16 protein-coding genes are annotated in these 15,024 nt (G+C 66.5%); 7 read left to right on the plus strand and 9 right to left on the minus strand.

The window, feature by feature from the left end:
• Positions 1-61 precede the first annotated feature (61 nt).
• Both BM388_RS02510 and BM388_RS02515 read left to right on the plus strand, forming a co-directional pair.
• Positions 62-826, plus strand: a complete 765-nt coding sequence (locus BM388_RS02510) for an aspartate/glutamate racemase family protein (protein WP_089846872.1) — start codon at positions 62-64, stop codon at positions 824-826.
• Between the two features lie 134 nt (positions 827-960).
• A complete protein-coding gene (locus BM388_RS02515; RefSeq protein ID WP_089846875.1) occupies positions 961-1,668 on the plus strand; it encodes a GntR family transcriptional regulator in 708 nt (235 codons plus the stop codon).
• An 88-nt stretch (positions 1,669-1,756) separates the two neighbouring features.
• Here BM388_RS02515 and BM388_RS02520 read toward each other — a convergent pair whose 3' ends face one another.
• The 4 genes from BM388_RS02520 to BM388_RS02535 all read right to left on the minus strand — a co-directional run bounded on the left by BM388_RS02520 (position 1,757) and on the right by BM388_RS02535 (position 4,952).
• Positions 1,757-2,608 (minus strand): bifunctional allantoicase/(S)-ureidoglycine aminohydrolase, encoded by an 852-nt coding sequence (locus BM388_RS02520; protein ID WP_089846877.1) that lies wholly within the window; start codon positions 2,606-2,608, stop codon positions 1,757-1,759.
• Positions 2,605-3,141, minus strand: coding sequence for an ureidoglycolate lyase (locus BM388_RS02525; RefSeq protein WP_089846879.1), 537 nt, complete (start codon positions 3,139-3,141; stop codon positions 2,605-2,607). Before BM388_RS02525 ends, BM388_RS02520 begins: the two co-directional genes overlap by 4 nt.
• Positions 3,142-3,212: 71 nt before the next feature.
• A complete protein-coding gene (puuE, locus tag BM388_RS02530) occupies positions 3,213-4,145 on the minus strand; it encodes an allantoinase PuuE (RefSeq protein ID WP_089846881.1) in 933 nt (310 codons plus the stop codon).
• 147 nt (positions 4,146-4,292) lie between these two features.
• Positions 4,293-4,952, minus strand: coding sequence for an aspartate/glutamate racemase family protein (locus BM388_RS02535; RefSeq protein WP_089846883.1), 660 nt, complete (start codon positions 4,950-4,952; stop codon positions 4,293-4,295).
• A 431-nt stretch (positions 4,953-5,383) separates the two neighbouring features.
• Here BM388_RS02535 and BM388_RS02540 point away from each other — a divergent pair, with 431 nt between their 5' ends.
• The 4 genes from BM388_RS02540 (at position 5,384) to BM388_RS18160 (ending at position 8,752) form a co-directional block, all read left to right on the plus strand.
• The gene (locus tag BM388_RS02540) at positions 5,384-6,130 is read left to right on the plus strand and encodes an aspartate/glutamate racemase family protein (RefSeq protein ID WP_089846885.1); all 747 of its coding nucleotides are present in this window, start codon (positions 5,384-5,386) and stop codon (positions 6,128-6,130) included.
• A gap of 110 nt (positions 6,131-6,240) precedes the next feature.
• Complete coding sequence (locus tag BM388_RS02545) at positions 6,241-7,617, plus strand: NCS1 family transporter (RefSeq protein WP_245781442.1); 1,377 nt, start codon at positions 6,241-6,243, stop codon at positions 7,615-7,617.
• A 117-nt stretch (positions 7,618-7,734) separates the two neighbouring features.
• Positions 7,735-8,520, plus strand: a complete 786-nt coding sequence (locus BM388_RS02550) for an aspartate/glutamate racemase family protein (RefSeq protein ID WP_089846887.1) — start codon at positions 7,735-7,737, stop codon at positions 8,518-8,520.
• A 109-nt stretch (positions 8,521-8,629) separates the two neighbouring features.
• Positions 8,630-8,752 carry a hypothetical protein gene (locus BM388_RS18160; RefSeq protein ID WP_281245169.1) on the plus strand — a complete coding sequence of 41 codons (123 nt, stop codon included), beginning with the start codon at positions 8,630-8,632 and terminating at the stop codon, positions 8,750-8,752.
• A 101-nt stretch (positions 8,753-8,853) separates the two neighbouring features.
• Here the strand turns inward: BM388_RS18160 and BM388_RS02555 are convergent, their stop codons facing one another.
• The 3 genes from BM388_RS02555 to uraH all read right to left on the minus strand — a co-directional run bounded on the left by BM388_RS02555 (position 8,854) and on the right by uraH (position 11,390).
• On the minus strand, positions 8,854-9,594 hold the full coding sequence (locus tag BM388_RS02555; RefSeq protein ID WP_089846889.1) for a GntR family transcriptional regulator: 741 nt from the start codon (positions 9,592-9,594) through the stop codon (positions 8,854-8,856).
• Between the two features lie 124 nt (positions 9,595-9,718).
• Positions 9,719-10,960 (minus strand): urate hydroxylase PuuD, encoded by a 1,242-nt coding sequence (locus BM388_RS02560; RefSeq protein ID WP_089846890.1) that lies wholly within the window; start codon positions 10,958-10,960, stop codon positions 9,719-9,721.
• 76 nt (positions 10,961-11,036) lie between these two features.
• Complete coding sequence (gene uraH, locus BM388_RS02565; protein WP_089846892.1) at positions 11,037-11,390, minus strand: hydroxyisourate hydrolase; 354 nt, start codon at positions 11,388-11,390, stop codon at positions 11,037-11,039.
• A gap of 200 nt (positions 11,391-11,590) precedes the next feature.
• Here uraH and uraD point away from each other — a divergent pair, with 200 nt between their 5' ends.
• The gene (gene uraD, locus BM388_RS02570) at positions 11,591-12,115 is read left to right on the plus strand and encodes a 2-oxo-4-hydroxy-4-carboxy-5-ureidoimidazoline decarboxylase (RefSeq protein ID WP_089846894.1); all 525 of its coding nucleotides are present in this window, start codon (positions 11,591-11,593) and stop codon (positions 12,113-12,115) included.
• Between the two features lie 293 nt (positions 12,116-12,408).
• Here the strand turns inward: uraD and BM388_RS02575 are convergent, their stop codons facing one another.
• Both BM388_RS02575 and BM388_RS02580 read right to left on the minus strand, forming a co-directional pair.
• Positions 12,409-13,845: a uracil-xanthine permease family protein gene (locus tag BM388_RS02575; protein WP_089846895.1), complete on the minus strand. Its 1,437-nt coding sequence runs from the start codon at positions 13,843-13,845 to the stop codon at positions 12,409-12,411.
• 189 nt (positions 13,846-14,034) lie between these two features.
• On the minus strand, positions 14,035-14,907 hold the full coding sequence (locus tag BM388_RS02580; protein ID WP_089846897.1) for a hypothetical protein: 873 nt from the start codon (positions 14,905-14,907) through the stop codon (positions 14,035-14,037).
• Between the last annotated feature and the right edge of the window lie 117 nt (positions 14,908-15,024).

The following is a 15,024-nucleotide window of genomic DNA, read 5'->3' on the forward strand; positions in this document are numbered from 1 at the left end:
CGGGTTGCGAGGGATCCTGCGCCCAGGGCGCGGCATCGACACCCGAACACGAGAGCACGCCATGAAACTTTTGGTCATCAACCCCAACATCTCCACCGACGTGACCCGCCTGATCGAGGCCGAGGCGCGGCGCAGCACCCGCCCCGGCACCGAGCTGACCATGGCCACCGCGCCCTTCGGCGTGGCCTACATCGAGACCCGGGCCGAGTCCCAGGTCGGCGGCTACGCGGCCATGCAAGTCGCCGCCGAGGCCCATGCCGACCACGACGCCGTAGTGGTCGCCGCCTTCGGCGACCCCGGGCTTGCCGCGCTGCGCGAGATCCTGCCGATCCCGGTGGTCGGCATGACTGAGGCCGCCCTGGTCACTGCCTGCCAGCAGGGCAGCCGCTTCTCGGTGATCGCCATCTCCCAGCGCATCCAGGCCTGGTACCGTGAGACCATCGCGGGCTACGGCTTCGCCGACCGGCTGGCCAGCATCCGCGCCCTGGACGAGCCGCTGGCCCACATCGGCCGCGTCCAGGAGGATCAGGGCGATCGCCTGGTGGCGCTGGCCGAGCGGGCGGTGGCCGACGACGGCGCCGACGTGCTGATACTCGCCGGCGCGCCGCTGGCGGGGCTCGCCCGCACGGTGGCGCATCGCCTGCCGGTGCCGGCACTGGACGGGGTGACCTGCGCCCTGCACCAGGCCCAGGCGATGATCGACCTGGCCCCCACCGCGCCCCGCGGCGGAAGCTTCGCCGTGCCGCCCAGCAAGGACTGCCTGGGCCTGGGCGAGGCCCTCTCGCGACTGGTCGGCCGCCAGCCGCTGGCCACCACGCAGGCCTGAGCACGTGCGGAGCAGGCCGCCGGGACCCCCCCGGCGGCCTTCCCGCCCCGCCGTGACGCACCCTATACTGAGCACATTCGCCCGACGGGCTTCTTCCTGCTCACCGCTCCTGCCCCTCCAAGGAGGCCCTGCCCATGACCATGGACAGCGATGCCGTCCCCGCACCCGACATCGCCGACTCGCCGCCCGGCCGACGCCGCATCCAGACCACCTCGCTGGCCCAGGAGGCCTACGAGGTGCTGCAGCGCATGATCGTGCGCGGTGAGCTGGCCCCCGGCGAGCGCATCGCCGAGCCGGCGCTCTGCGAGCAGCTGGGCATCTCCCGCACGCCGCTGCGCGAGGCGCTGCGCATGCTGGCAAGCGACGGCCTGATCGCCACGCGGCGCAACCGTAATGCCGTGGTCACGCGGATCGACCCCCGCGAGCTCGAGCACCTGTTCGAGGTCGAGGCCGGCATCGAGAGCCTCGCCGTGAGCCTGGCCGCCGAGCGCATGACCAACACCGAGCTCAAGCAGCTGGAGGCCCTGCAGGAGCGCCTGGAGAAGCTCCACGAGAAGGGCGACCGGGACGGCTACTTCGCGCTCAACCAGCGGATCCATGCCCTGCTGGTGGCCGGCGCCAAGAACCCGGTGCTGGAGGAGACCCACCGACGGCTGCTCGGCCGCCTGGAGCGTGCCCGCTACCTGGCGCTGGAGCGCATCGGCCGCTGGCAGGAGTCCACCGACGAGCACCGCGCCATCCTCGAGGCCCTGAAGGCTCGCGACGGCGAGCGGGCGCGGCGCCTGCTCGCCGATCACGTCCAGCACACCGGCGAGTCGATCACCCAGATCAATCGCGACTGACGCCTCACCTCTTCCACAACCCTCCCCCACAGCGACGACACCCGCCTGTTGGCGGGTGTCGTCGTGTCGCGCAGTCGTGGCCTCAGCCTCAGCGGCGCTGGCTATAGGGCAGCGCCATATGCCGGTTGACGTCCTTGTAGAGCAGGTAGCGGAAGGGCCCCGGGCCGCCCGCGTAGCAGGCCTGCGGGCAGAAGGCGCGCAGCCACATGTAGTCGCCGGCCTCGACCTCGACCCACTGCTGGTTGAGGTGGTAGACCGCCTTGCCCTCGAGCACGTAGAGGCCGTGCTCCATGACGTGGGTCTCGTCGAAGGGGATCACGCCGCCGGGCTGGAAGGTGACGATGGTCACGTGCATGTCGTGGCGCAGGTCGTCCGGGTCGACGAAGCGGGTGGTGGCCCATACCTCGTTGCAGTCCGGCATCACCGTCGGCGCGATGTCGTTCTCGTTGACCACGAAGGCCTCGGGCACGTCGATGCCGTCGACGTACTCGTAGGCCTTGCGGATCCAATGGAAGCGCACCGGGGCGTCGGCCTCGTTGCGCAGCTGCCAGTCGCTGCCGGGCGGCAGGAAGGCGTAGCCGCCGGGCACCATGCGGTGCTTTTCGCCTTTGAGGGTCAGCGTCATCTCGCCGTCCACCACGAACAGTACACCCTCGGCACCGGCGTCGGTCTCGGGACGCTCGCTGCCGCCGCCCGGGGAGACCTCCATGATGTACTGGGAGAAGGTCTCGGCGAAGCCGGAGAGCGGACGCGACAGCACCCACAGCCGGGTGTTCTCCCAGTGCGGCAGCTTGCTGGTGACGATGTCGCGATACACGCCCTTGGGGATGACCGCGAAGGCCTCGGTGAACATGGCGCGGTCGGTGGTCATCACCTTCTGGCTCGGGTGGCCGCCCTGGGGGGCATAGTACTGGTGAGAGGACTGACGCGGCTGACTCATGAAGTGGACTCCTGTTCGCTACTGGTCGGCGCGACGGCCTCGCCTTGCGGCAGGGTCACGCGGATGTCGATGGGGTACTCGTCGCAGTTGTTGCCCTCGCCGCCGCGATCGACCACCAGGAACTCGCCCTCGCGCTCGAGCACCGACTGGATGGCGTGCCAGGTACCGGCACGGTAGTTGACGCCCTGACGGCCGTCGGTCACGAAGGCGCGCACCGCGGCGGGCTCGATGGCCTCGCCGGGCGGCGCCACCACCACGATGAAGCGCTCCTCGTGCATCGGCACGAAGGCCTGGCTGCCCTGGGGATGACGCTCGAGGAACGGCAGCTCGAGGGGCGCCTCGACCGGCTGGCTGACGAAGATGCTGATCAGCGTGTGGGCCTGCTCGCCGAGGGTCTCGACCCGGGCCAGGTCGTGGTAGCGCCGGGTGCGGCCGGCGTTGATGTGAAAGTAGTCGGACGTGCGCGTATCGATCACGTCGCCAAAGGGCGCGAAGGCCTCCGGGGTGAGGGGCTGGGCCTCGAGTTCAAGCATGACGGCTCCTGAAGAATGCAGGCCGGGGCGGGCGGCGAACCGCCTGCCCCGGCGCGGTGTATGACGCCGACTCAGGGCGCCGGGTGGTGATCGGCCCAGTGGCGGGCGATGTCCACGCGGCGGGTGACCCAGACGCGATCGTGGGCCTCGATGTGGTCGAGGAAGCGCTGCAGGGCGCGGAAGCGTCCGGGACGGCCGAGCAGCCGGCAGTGCATGCCCACGGAAAGCATCTTCGGGGTGTCCTCACCCTCGGCATAGAGCACGTCGAAGGCATCACGCAGGTAGGTGAAGAAGTGATCCGCGGTGTTGAACCCCTGGGGGGCGGCGAAGCGCATGTCGTTGGTGTCCAGGGTGTAGGGCACCACCAGGTGACTACGCTCCTGGCCCTGGCTGTCCGCCTCGCGGGTCCAGAACGGCAGGTCGTCGCCGTAGTAGTCGCTGTCGTAGAGGAAGTTGCCCTCGTCGAGCACCAGCCGGCGCGTGTTGGGGCTGTCGCGGCCGGTGTACCAGCCCAGCGGCTTCTCGCCGTACAGCGACTGGAAGATCTCGATCGCCTTGCGCATGTGCTCGCGCTCGAGCTCTTCCGGGACGTTCTGGTAGTGGATCCAGCGATAGCCGTGGCAGGCGATCTCGTGCCCCAGCTCCTTGAAGGCGTGGGCCACCTCGGGGTTGCGCTCCAGCGCCATGGCCACGCCGAACACGGTCAGCGGCAGGCCGCGACGCTCGAACTCGCGCAGGATCCGCCACACGCCCGTGCGGGAACCGTACTCGTAGATCGACTCCATGCTCAGATGGCGATCGGGGAAGGAGGGTGCGCCGATGATCTCGGAGAGGAACTGCTCGGAGCCCTCGTCGCCATGCAGCACGCAGTTCTCGCCGCCCTCTTCGTAATTGAGCACGAACTGCACGGCGATGCGCGCCTTGCCGGGCCAGTTGGCCTGGGGCGGCGTGCGGCCATAGCCGATCAGGTCACGCGGATAGTCGCCTCGGATCGGTGAGGTCATGGCGTAGCTTCCTTCTTGTTAGAGGCCGGGTGTTAGGGCCGATTGTTAGGGGCTGGCTCGATGGCACATGGCGGCCATTTTGAGCAACACTAAATGTATACAATAAAAGGATAGGGTGTGCCCATTATAGTTGCAAGATCCCCACCTTCAGTCGGCGGTCAGCCGCATCAGCGCCAGGCTCTGGGCCAGGCCGGCGTCCAGGGAGTCGATCAGCCGGGTCCCGGGGGGCGCGGAGAGCTCCGCGGCCAGGCCGACAAAGGCGGCGCCGCCAACGATGATCGCGTCGGGCGATAGCCGCGCCTGCTGATCGTCGACGGCCGCCTGGACCCGCTCGCGGGCGGCATCGCGCTCGGCCGGCAGGGACAGGTCGCCGATCTCCACCGGCGTGATGCCCAGGCAGTGGCGAGCGGCGCCCAGGTCGTGCAGCACGTCCTCGATCATCCGCGGCCAGCGGTGCCCCGGCGTCACGATCGCGAAGCGCGCGCCGAGCTGCAGCGCCGAGAGCACCGAGGCCTCGAGCAGGCCAACCACCGGCACCGAACTGATCTCGCGCACCGCCGCCAACCCCGGCTCGCCGAAGCAGGCCAGCAGCACGGCCTCGTACTCCTGCGCGGCACGCGCCTCGAGGCTCGCCACCACGGCGGCGCCGGCCAGGGCACAGTCGCGCCGCGAGCCGATGTAGGCCACCCCCTGCTCGGCCGTCTCGGCATCCACCTCGACCGCCTCGCCGAGAAACGCCCTGGCCCGGGTGGCCATGGCGGCGGTCATGGCGGCATTGGTGTTGCCGTTGAGCATCAGCAGGCGCATCGCGTCTCCTCCGGTAAAGCTGAGGCGCGTCCCTCAGAATCCGTTTTTGTATACAAGAAATCAACCCCCCGACCGAGAGGTAAGTGCCCCCCTCGTCTCACGACACGCTGCCCGCCTCAGCGTCTCGCTCGGCAATAGCCGACCCTGACAGGAGCCGGTGGCAGGAGCGGCGAATCGTCATCACCATCATTGTATTCATTACACAATTAAAAATGTATGCATTTTGGCAGACAAGGTATAGACACTTAATTGTATACACAGAATGAGGTCACGAAATTTTCTCTAACTATTATTTATACCACTGATTTTAATGGGTTTATTGGACACACCTGCCACCCGGTTCGGACTTGATTTGCCGATCTCGCCGTCCTATTTTGTGTACAAGAAACAAATTCCTTGTTCACAAGAATAACGACACAGCGAGAGACCCCATGCAGATTCGCGTCATCAACCCCAACACCACCCGCGGCATGACCGACACCATCGGTAGCGCCGCCCAGGGCATCGCCGCCCCCGGCACCGTTATCACCTCCACCCAGCCGGCCCACGGGCCGGTCTCCATCGAGAGTCACTTCGACGAGGCCATCAGCGCCGTCGGCGTGCTCGAAGAAGTGATGGCCGGCGAGCGCGACGGCGTGGATGCCTATATCATCGCCTGCTTCGGCGATCCGGGCCTGCTGGCCGCCCGCGAGCTGACCCGGGCCCCGGTGATCGGCATCGCCGAGGCGGCCTTCCACATGGCCACGCTGATCAGCACCCGCTTCTCGGTGGTCACCACCCTGGGCCGCACCGGCATCATCGCCGAGCACCTGCTCGAGCAGTACGGCTTCAGCCATCACTGCCGGCGGGTCCGCGCCGCCGAGATCCCGGTGCTCGACCTGGAAGACGACGGCGACGCCGCGCTCACCCGCATCATCGAAGAGGGCCGCCGCGCCCGGGACGAGGATGGTATCGGCGCCATCGTGCTGGGCTGCGGCGGCATGGCCGACCTCACCGACGAAATCAGCGAGGCCGTCGGCCTGCCGGTGGTCGAGGGCGTGACCGCGGCGGTCAAGCTGACCGAGGCGCTGGTCGGCCTGGGACTCGGCACCAGCAAGGTGGGCGATCTCGCCTTCCCGCGCGCCAAGGCATTCACCGGGCGCTTCGAGCACCTGTCCCACGGCGCCGGCCTGCGCTGACGCCGACGCTTGCATCGCCGGTCCCGCCGGTAGCGCACCGCAAGCGCCCCGGCCCCCGAGCGGGTCGGACAACAACCACAACGACTGCAGCATCTTGCGAGGAGAGCACCATGACACTCTCGACTTCCCGCGCCGCCCCCGGCGATGATACCCGGGTGACCCACGACGCTTCCCACGACACCAAGGCCGCCGGCAGCGAATCGCTGGCCCCCCAGAAGACCCGCATCATGGGGCGCACCTCCTACCTGCTGGCCTGGTTCGGCGGCTGCGTCTCGATCGGCACCTTCACCATGGGCTCCAGCGTGGTCGGCACGCTGAACCTGCTGCAGGCGACCCTGGCGATCGCCATCGGCTGCTTCGTGATCGGCATCGCCCTGGCCCTGAACGGCGCCGCCGGCTACAAGTACGGCATCCCCTTCATGGTCCAGGCGCGCAGCGCCTTCGGCTTCGCCGGCACCCGCCTGCCGGGGCTGGTGCGCGCCGTGCCCGCCATCGTCTGGTACGGCTTCCAGAGCTGGATCGGCGCCGGCGCGCTGAACATGGTCTCGGCGACCCTGTTCGGCTTCGACAACCTGATATTTTTCTTCATCACCTTCCAGTTCCTGCAGATCGCCCTCTCGGTGCTGGGCTTCCAGGGCATCAAGTGGCTGGAGAACATCGGCAGCGCCTTCATCCTGGCCTCGCTGGTCTACATGTTCTATAGCACCGTGCAGCGCTACGGCGACGAGCTCTCGGCCAGCATGCTGACCATGGAAGGCTCCTGGGGGATGCCCTTCTGGGGCGCCACCATGCTGTTCCTGGGCATCTACAGCACCATGATGCTCAACGTCAGCGACTACTCCCGCGAGCACAAGGAAGGCAGCGGCCCGGGCCTGCTGACCACCCTCTACGCCATGTCGATCCTGCCCTGCACCCTGTTCATGGGCCTGATCGGCTACATGGTCTCCGAGGCCACCGGCGTCGCCGACCCGGTCCAGGTGTTCGCCAACGCCGTGGACAACACCCCGCTGCTGATGACCACCCTGCTGTTCATCGCCTTCGCCCAGGTGACCACCAACGTGCTCAACAACGTGGTGCCGCCGACCTACGTGCTGATGGACGCCTTCAAGCTGAAGTTCCGCACCGCCACCGTGATCGTCGGCCTGCTGGCCTTCGCGACCTTCCCCTGGGAGCTGGTGCAGCCGGACTCCGCCGACGGCCTGCAGCTGTTCGTGCAGACCTACTCCGCCTTCCTCGGTCCGATCTTCGCCATCCTGGTGGTCGACTACTACCTGGTGCGCCGCCGCACCCTGGACCTCGGCAAGCTCTACGACGAGCAGGGGCCCTACCGCGGCGTCAACCCCGCGGCCCTGATCGCCACCGTGGTGGGCATCTTCGCCGCCCTCTCCTTCTCCTCCGTTTCCTGGTACGCCAGCCTGATTCCGGCCGGCCTCACCTACTACCTGCTGATGAAACACTGGGCCCCCTGCCAGCGCTTCTGCAGCTGATCGATACGGAATTTTGTAACCCCGGGGCGTCGTATAGGGCGCTCCTCTCCGACGGGTAGCGACATTCCCGTCGGTGTTTACCCCGAAAATAACGACAACGAACGGAGTACTTCCATCATGCGCAAGCATCCCCTTCCCATCTCGGGCCTCAAGCTGGCCGCCTATGGCCTGCTGGGCGCCTGCCTTTGCGCCGTCTTCACACCGGCGGTGAGTGCCACGAATGCCTCCGACCCCGACCGCGCCATCGTGCTGATCAACCCCAACTCAAATGCCGATGCCACCCGCTCGATGGCCGAGCTAGCCCGGCTAGAGACCGAGGGCGTGGCGACTGTCGTCGAACGTAGCAACACCGGTGCCCCGGCACTGCTGACCACGCCCCAGGATATGGTGGACGCCACGCCAGGCGTCGTTGCCATCGGCGTCGAGGCAGCCCGGGACGAACGGGTAGCTGCCATTATCGTCTCGGCCTTCAGCGACCCCGGTCTCGAGGAGCTCAGAGCCGAAGTCGACCTCCCCGTCTTCGGTATTGGCGAGGAGGTGTTTCACGAGGCGGCACGCGATGGTCGCGAATTCGGCATCGTTACCGTGACCCCTGACGAGGCGCTTATCGAATCATTCCGGCAAAAGGCCGCATCCCTCGGCTATGAGCACCTCTATCGTGGTGTCAGGGTCACTCCGGGCGATCCCACCGAGCTGGTGCAGTCACCTGACGCTCTCGATGCCGCTCTGGCGGAGGCGGTGCAGGAATCCATCCAGGAGGATGGCGCCCAGGCCGTGATCATGGGTGGTGGCCCGCTTTCGGCCTCCGCCCTGCGGCTGCAGCATCGCTTCGATGTCCCGCTGGTGGTCGCCGTCAATGCCGCGGCTCGGGCAGCGGTCGAGGCAATACGGAGTGAAGATTAACTGACCCCGATAACGCGATGGAACAATATTATGATCAGTGCGACGCCCTCTGCCGTGACGGACCGAGAGTTGGAGATTATTCATCGCCGCGCTGTTCTCGATCTCCTCGGTGTGGGTGCCGGCCCTGGAAGCGCTGGGCGGCTATGCCTGGCTGATCGGGGCGGCCCTGGGCGGCGCCTTCTACTTCCTGCTGATGCATACCCAGCGAGAGCCGATCGCCGCTCACTCCTGAGCCCGTCGTAGCGGGTCCCGCCCTTCCCGGCCCCACAACGCGACGCGCCCCGTGCCAGTGGCACGGGGCGCGTCGTCGTTCGGGCGCGGCGAGAAGAAGCGTCAGCCGGAGAATATCTCGAACAGGTCCGGCGCCTCGTCCTCCTCGACGTGGATCGACAGCGAGGCCTCGATGGCCTTCAGGTGCCGGCCCATGAAGGCCTCGGCACGCTCGCCGTTGCCGGCCTCGAGATAGCCGATCAGGTCGTCGTGGTCGTGGGACTCGCAGCCCAGGTGGCCGGCGTTGCCGTAGACGGCGAGGATCAGCGAGGAGCGCGAGCAGAGCCCCTCGACGAAGCCGGCCAGGGTGGCGTTGCCCGAGATGCTCGCCAGGCGCGTATGGAAATCCGCCGAAAGCCGGATCGCCGTGCTCTGCTCGCCGGCTCTCAGGGCCTGGCGCTCGCGCATGGCCATGTCACGCAGCGCGATCGCATCCTCGTCGGTGATGCGCCTGGCGATCTCGGGCATCAGGCCGCACTCGACCATCAGCCGCGCATCGAAGACGTCCTTGGCCTCGTCGGCGGTAGGCCGCGTCACGCTGGCCCCGCGGCGCGGCGTCAGGGTCACCAGGTGTTCCAAGGCCAGGCGCTGGAGGATCTTGCGAATCCCGGTGCGGCTGACACCGAACACCTCGGCCAGGGCGTCCTCGCGAAGGCGCGCCCCGGGCTTGAGGCGATGCTCGATGATCGCATCGCTGATCGACTGATAGATCGCCTCGTGACGCTTGGTGCCGTCGCCGTTCTTGCCGGAGCGACCGCCGCCGTCGCTGGACTTGCCCTCGGCAACGAACTGACGCTGGTTCATGGACGCTACGCCTCCGTGAAAAACCCGATATTCCAGCCATTGTATACGCTTTTCGGTCCCCAACACGACAGCCGCCCGCCAAAATGGCGGGCGGCTGTCAACGTCGGAATGGCGCGACCTCAGCTCACGGGGTCCAGGCGGCCACCTCGGCACGCTCCGCATCGGTCATCTGGGTGATGTTGCCCAGCGGCATGTAGCCGCTCGCCACCACCTGCCGGACCTGATCGATCTGGCGCAGCAGCTGCTCCTCGGTCTCGAGGATCACCCCGGCCGGTGCCGCGGCGAAGCCGGCATGCTCGGGCGCCTGGGCGTGACAGCTCACGCAGCGCTGCTCGATGATCTCGTGCACCTCGCTGAGCGAGCTCGATGCGGCCAGCACCCGCTCCTCGTCGTTCACCGAGGAGGATACTGAGTGAGCGGCGGCCACGTTGTCGTTGCCGGTCGGTGCACCGACCCAGATCGCCACCAGGATCAGCGCGACGCCCGCGGCCGGATAGGCCGGCTGGATCGAGCCCGCGTGCATCAGCACGAAGAACTGGCGGATCAGCGCGCCGGCGAAGATGAACAGCGCCATGATCACCCAGGAGAGCTCATGGGTGTAGGTGAAGGAGTAGTGGTTGCTGAGCATCAGCAGCACTACCGGCAGCGTGAAGTAGGTGTTGTGAACCGAACGCTGCTTACCGCGCTTGCCGTCGATCGGGTTCGGGGTCTCGCCGGCCTTCATCGCCTTCACCATGCGGCGCTGGCCCGGGATGATCCAGAAGAAGACGTTGGCCGACATGGCGGTGGCCATCACCGCACCGGTGAGCAGGAAGGCGGCGCGGCCGGCGAAGATCTGGGTGCTCAGGTAGGCGACCACCACCATCATCACCGCCACGGCCAGACTCAGGATGCCGTCGCGTTCCATGTTGGGGCTGATGCGCTTGCACAGCTCGTTGTAGACCACCCAGCCCGACAGCAGGAAGAGCAGCGCCACCGCGTTGGCCTGCCAGCCGGTCAGCTCGGCGGCCCAGGCCCAGTCGCTGCCCGGGTTGACCAGATAGAAGCCGGGGTTGGTCATGTAGAGCAGCACGAACAGGCCGAAACCGGAGAGCCAGGTGGTATAGGCCTTCCAGAACGACCAGTGCAGATCGGCGGGCAGCTTGGCCGGGGCACTGGCGTACTTCTGGTTGTGGTAGAAGCCGCCGCCGTGCACGGCCCACATCTCGCCGAATACGCCCTTCTTCTTGTCCTCGTCCGCCTTGGGCGGTCGCAGGCCGTTGTCCAGCATCACGAAGTAGATGGACTCGCCGATCCAAGCGACGGCGGCGATCACATGCAACCACCGTAGCAGGAGGTTGGCAAAGTCCAGTAGATACGCTTGCATGAGTCAGCTCTCGTCTTGTGCGTTGTTAGTCATCGCCCGGGCAGGGGGAGACCCGGGCAGGCGGCGCCGAGTGGGCTCAGCTGCCGCGATAGGTGGAGTAGCTGTAGGGCGATACCAGCAGCGGCACGTGATAGTGCTGGGAGGCGTCGGCGACGCCGAAGCGCAGCGGAATCACGTCGAGAAAGCGCGGGGTGTCGCCGGCCAGGCCCTGGCGATCGAGGTATTCACCGGCGTGGAAGACCAGCTCGTATTCACCCGTCGTGAGGGCCTCGCCCTCCAGGATCGGCGCGTCGCAACGGCCGTCGTCGTTGGTCACGACCTCGCCGATGCGGCTGCGGCTCTCGCCCTCGATGCGATAGACCTCGATGCGAATGCCCTGCCCCGGCCGGCCCTGTGCCGTGTCCAGCACGTGTGTGGTCAAGCGTCCCATGAGTCTCTCCTCTCCGCGATAGCCGGCTCCCATGGCGCGGGTGGCCGGCAAGCAAGTGAATGGTACTGCCGGGCGTCTTCCCCCGGATGGCGATACACACATTTTTAGCTCGAAAGGGAGTACATTTCAAAGCATTTTTTGTATACAGTCTAAGTCTGTCTTGCGAGACACGCATCACCACCCGCAACGGAGGTCACGGCATGAGCGACAACACCCTTTCTCCTCGCCCCAGCGAGCTCGATCAGGCGCGCTTTATCGAGCAGTACGGCGAGATCTACGAACACTCCCCCTGGGTGGCCGAGCTGGCCTGGCAGCAGGGGCTTGGCAGCGAACAGGACACCCCCCATGGCCTCGCCGAGGCCATGGGACGAGTGCTCGCCAGCGCCTCCCCAGAGCGCCAGCTCGAGGTGATCCGCGCCCACCCGGACCTGGCCGGCAAGGCGGCCATCGCCGGGGAGCTCACCGACGACTCCACTCGCGAGCAGGCCGGCGCCGGCCTGGACCAGTGCACGCCCGAGGAGATGGCGCGGTTCGAGCGCCTCAACGCCGCCTACAAGGAGAAGTTTGGCTTCCCCTTCGTGATGGCCGTCAAGGGCAATGACCGCCACGACATCCTGGCCGCCTTCGAGACGCGCCTGGAGAACGATCCGGCCGAGGAGCGCCGCACCGCGGTGGAGCAGATCAACCGCATCGCCCGCTTCCGCCTCGAGGCCCGCCTGGGCTGAATCCCCGGCGAATCGGCGTCCTCGGGGACAGCCGAGATCGCCCCTGCACATGCGAGCTGCCGGCCTGCCGGCAGCTCGCTTTTTTATGCCGGCCCGGCGACCGGCGAGACCGGCCATGACCGCGATGGAAGCCGGCCGACGAGCCGCGAGCGCTCCTGAATGCCCGCGTATCGCCGCGTGTCGCCACCTCTCACCCCGCGACGATGCACCCTCCAGACACGAAGGCGCGGGCACCCGGCCAAGAATCGGCCGGGCGCCCGCGCTCTACTTCCGCTGAGTCGCTCGTCGCGTCGTTACTTCGATGCGCCGGCGGTCTTGGCCGAGTGGCCATTGCCGTCGTCGACGGACTCGCCAGCCGCCGCGGCGGCCGCCTCGGCATCCGCCTTGGCGATCTCCTCGCGCTCTCGGGCCTCGTCAGACAGCGACTTCTTCGGCAGCACGATGTTGAGCACGAAGGCGGTGATCGCCGCCACCACGATGGGCGCGCCGCCGATCACGTTCTGCAGCATCGCCGGGAACTGCTCGATGGCCGACGGCACCGAGGAGATCCCCAGGCTCAGCGCCAGCGCCAGCCCGACGATGGTCATGTTGCGGGCGGAAAGCTCGTCTTTGATCAGCAGCTGGATGCCGGTCATGGTGATCATGCCGAACACCGTGATGGTGGCACCGCCGAGCACCGGATAGGGAATGGTGGTCATGATGGCGCCGAACTTGGGACTGAGCCCTGCCGCGATCATGAACACCCCGGCGATGGCCAGTACCGAGCGGCTGATCACCTTGGTCATGGCCACGATGCCGACGTTCTGGCTGAAGGTGGAGGTCGGCAGGGCGCCGAAGAAGGAGCTCGCCGCGGTGGTCAGGCCGTTGCCCAGCAGGCCACCGGTCAGCTCCTTGGTCTTCAGCTCACGGTTCATGCCCGCCACGCTGGTGGCCGACAGGTCACCGATGGTCTGCACCGAGTTGATCACGCAGATCACCACCATGGAGACGATGGCCGCGGTGTGGAACTCCATCTCGAAAGGCATCACTTCCGGCACGGCGATCCAGCTGGCGTTGGCCACGGCCTCGAAGCTGACCATGCCAAGCGACAGCGACAGCAGGTAGCCGACCAGGATGCCGACGATGATCGCCGAGAGCTTGACCACGCCGCGCCCGAACTGCGAGGCCACCAGCACGGTCAGCAGCGTGACGATGCCCACCATCCAGTTGAGCGGCTCGCCGAAGTTCGGCGCGTTGACGTTGCCGCTGCCGGCCATGTAGCGAATCGAGATGTCATAGAGCGACAGGCCGATCACCAGCACCACGGTGCCCGCGACTACCGGCGGGAACAGATGGCGGATGTACTGGATGAAGTAGCCCACCACCATCATGGTGATGCCGCCGATCAGCTGGGCGCCGAGGATGCCCTCGATACCGAACTGGCCGCCGACCGCGATCAGGGTCGGCACGTAGGCGAAGCCCACGCCGAAGATGGCCGGCAGGCGGGCACCGAACTTCCAGACGCCATAGAGATGGAACAGGGTGCAGATCCCCGAAGCCAGCACGGCGATCTGGATCAGCAGCAGTTTCTCTCCCGGGGTCGCCCCCACCACGCCGGCGATGATGATCGGCGGCGTGATGACGCCGGCAATCATCGCCAGCACGTGCTGCAGAGAGAGCGGCAGGGCCTTCACGAAGGGTGGCCTGCCGTGGAAATCGAAGATCGAGGTGTTCCTGGGATTGGTTGGCATGGTTGAACCACTGCTGTTGTTATGGGGAGGAGAGCGGTAATTGTTGTAGCCAGACAAGCTGCCACAGTGTCGTACGATTTGAAATGCAACTAAATACAAAGTCGTACACAACTGACAGCTCTTAAGGTATACATTTTTCCGCCGTCAGCAGGTCACGATGGCCCTCGGGCCTCGCCTGCGCGGGCTGGCTTAGAGATGCCACTCCAGCTGGAGCATCAGGGCATCGGTATCCACGCCCGGCTTGTTCTGATTGCCGAACTTGTTGCGCCAGTACTCGTAGCCGGCGCCGACCCAGAGGGTGTTCTCCCCCATGCCGCCGAGTTGCCCCACGTCGAGCATCAGCGAGGTGCGCATCAGCTGCTCGGCCGCGGTCTCGGCACCGACGTAGTCGTCGCCCTTCTCGCCGTTGAGGTTGTAGAAGCCCTGAAACTTCATCGGCAGCGCCCCCGCCTCGAACGGCAGGCCCCAGGCCAGGTTGAGCTGGTAGTAGGGATCGAAGCTGATGTCGGTCTCGTTGCCCGGCGATGTGCAGGAGTTTTTGAAATCGAGGCCGCAGTGGTTCCACTCGTAGGAGTAGAAGAGGCTGAGGTCGAGAAAGCCCCTGGGCACATCGAACTTCAGGGTCGGGCCCAGCAGCAGCTGCCGCTTGCGCGGCGCGAAGTTAGTGTTCTTGGTATTGAGATCGAAGCCGCCGCTCAGCGCCACGTCCTTCACCGGCCCGAAGGCGAGCGGCTCATCGAACACCTTGCCGACGTGCAGCTGGTGTCGATAGACCAGATAGGCCTCGGTGGCCCCCTCGTCGCTGTTGCGGGCGGGATCGGCGCTGTCGGACTGCAGCAGGTCGAGGTTGAAGAAGTTCTGGCCCAGCGAATAACCGCTCGCGTGGGTGAGCTGCAGGACGTGCTTGGCGACGTCATCGGAGTTTCCAGGTTCCTGGAACTGGGTGCCGTAGCGATAGCCGATGGAGGTATCGCTCCAGGTGGCGGCCTGAGCCGTGACGGACGCGACGGCGAGACACAGGGCCGCACCCGCGGCCAACGGCGTAGAAGAGCTGAGGGACATGGGAAGCATCTCCGGTTGTTGGTGTTATACCGAGACCGTTCCGTGCCGACGCGAATCCAAAGATGTCGCCATCGGCCGGACAACATGGCCAACATTACCTAACAACTTTGTATACTG

It is taken from the genome of Halomonas saccharevitans (assembly GCF_900116405.1).
Taxonomy (GTDB): Bacteria; Pseudomonadota; Gammaproteobacteria; order Pseudomonadales; family Halomonadaceae; genus Halomonas; species Halomonas saccharevitans.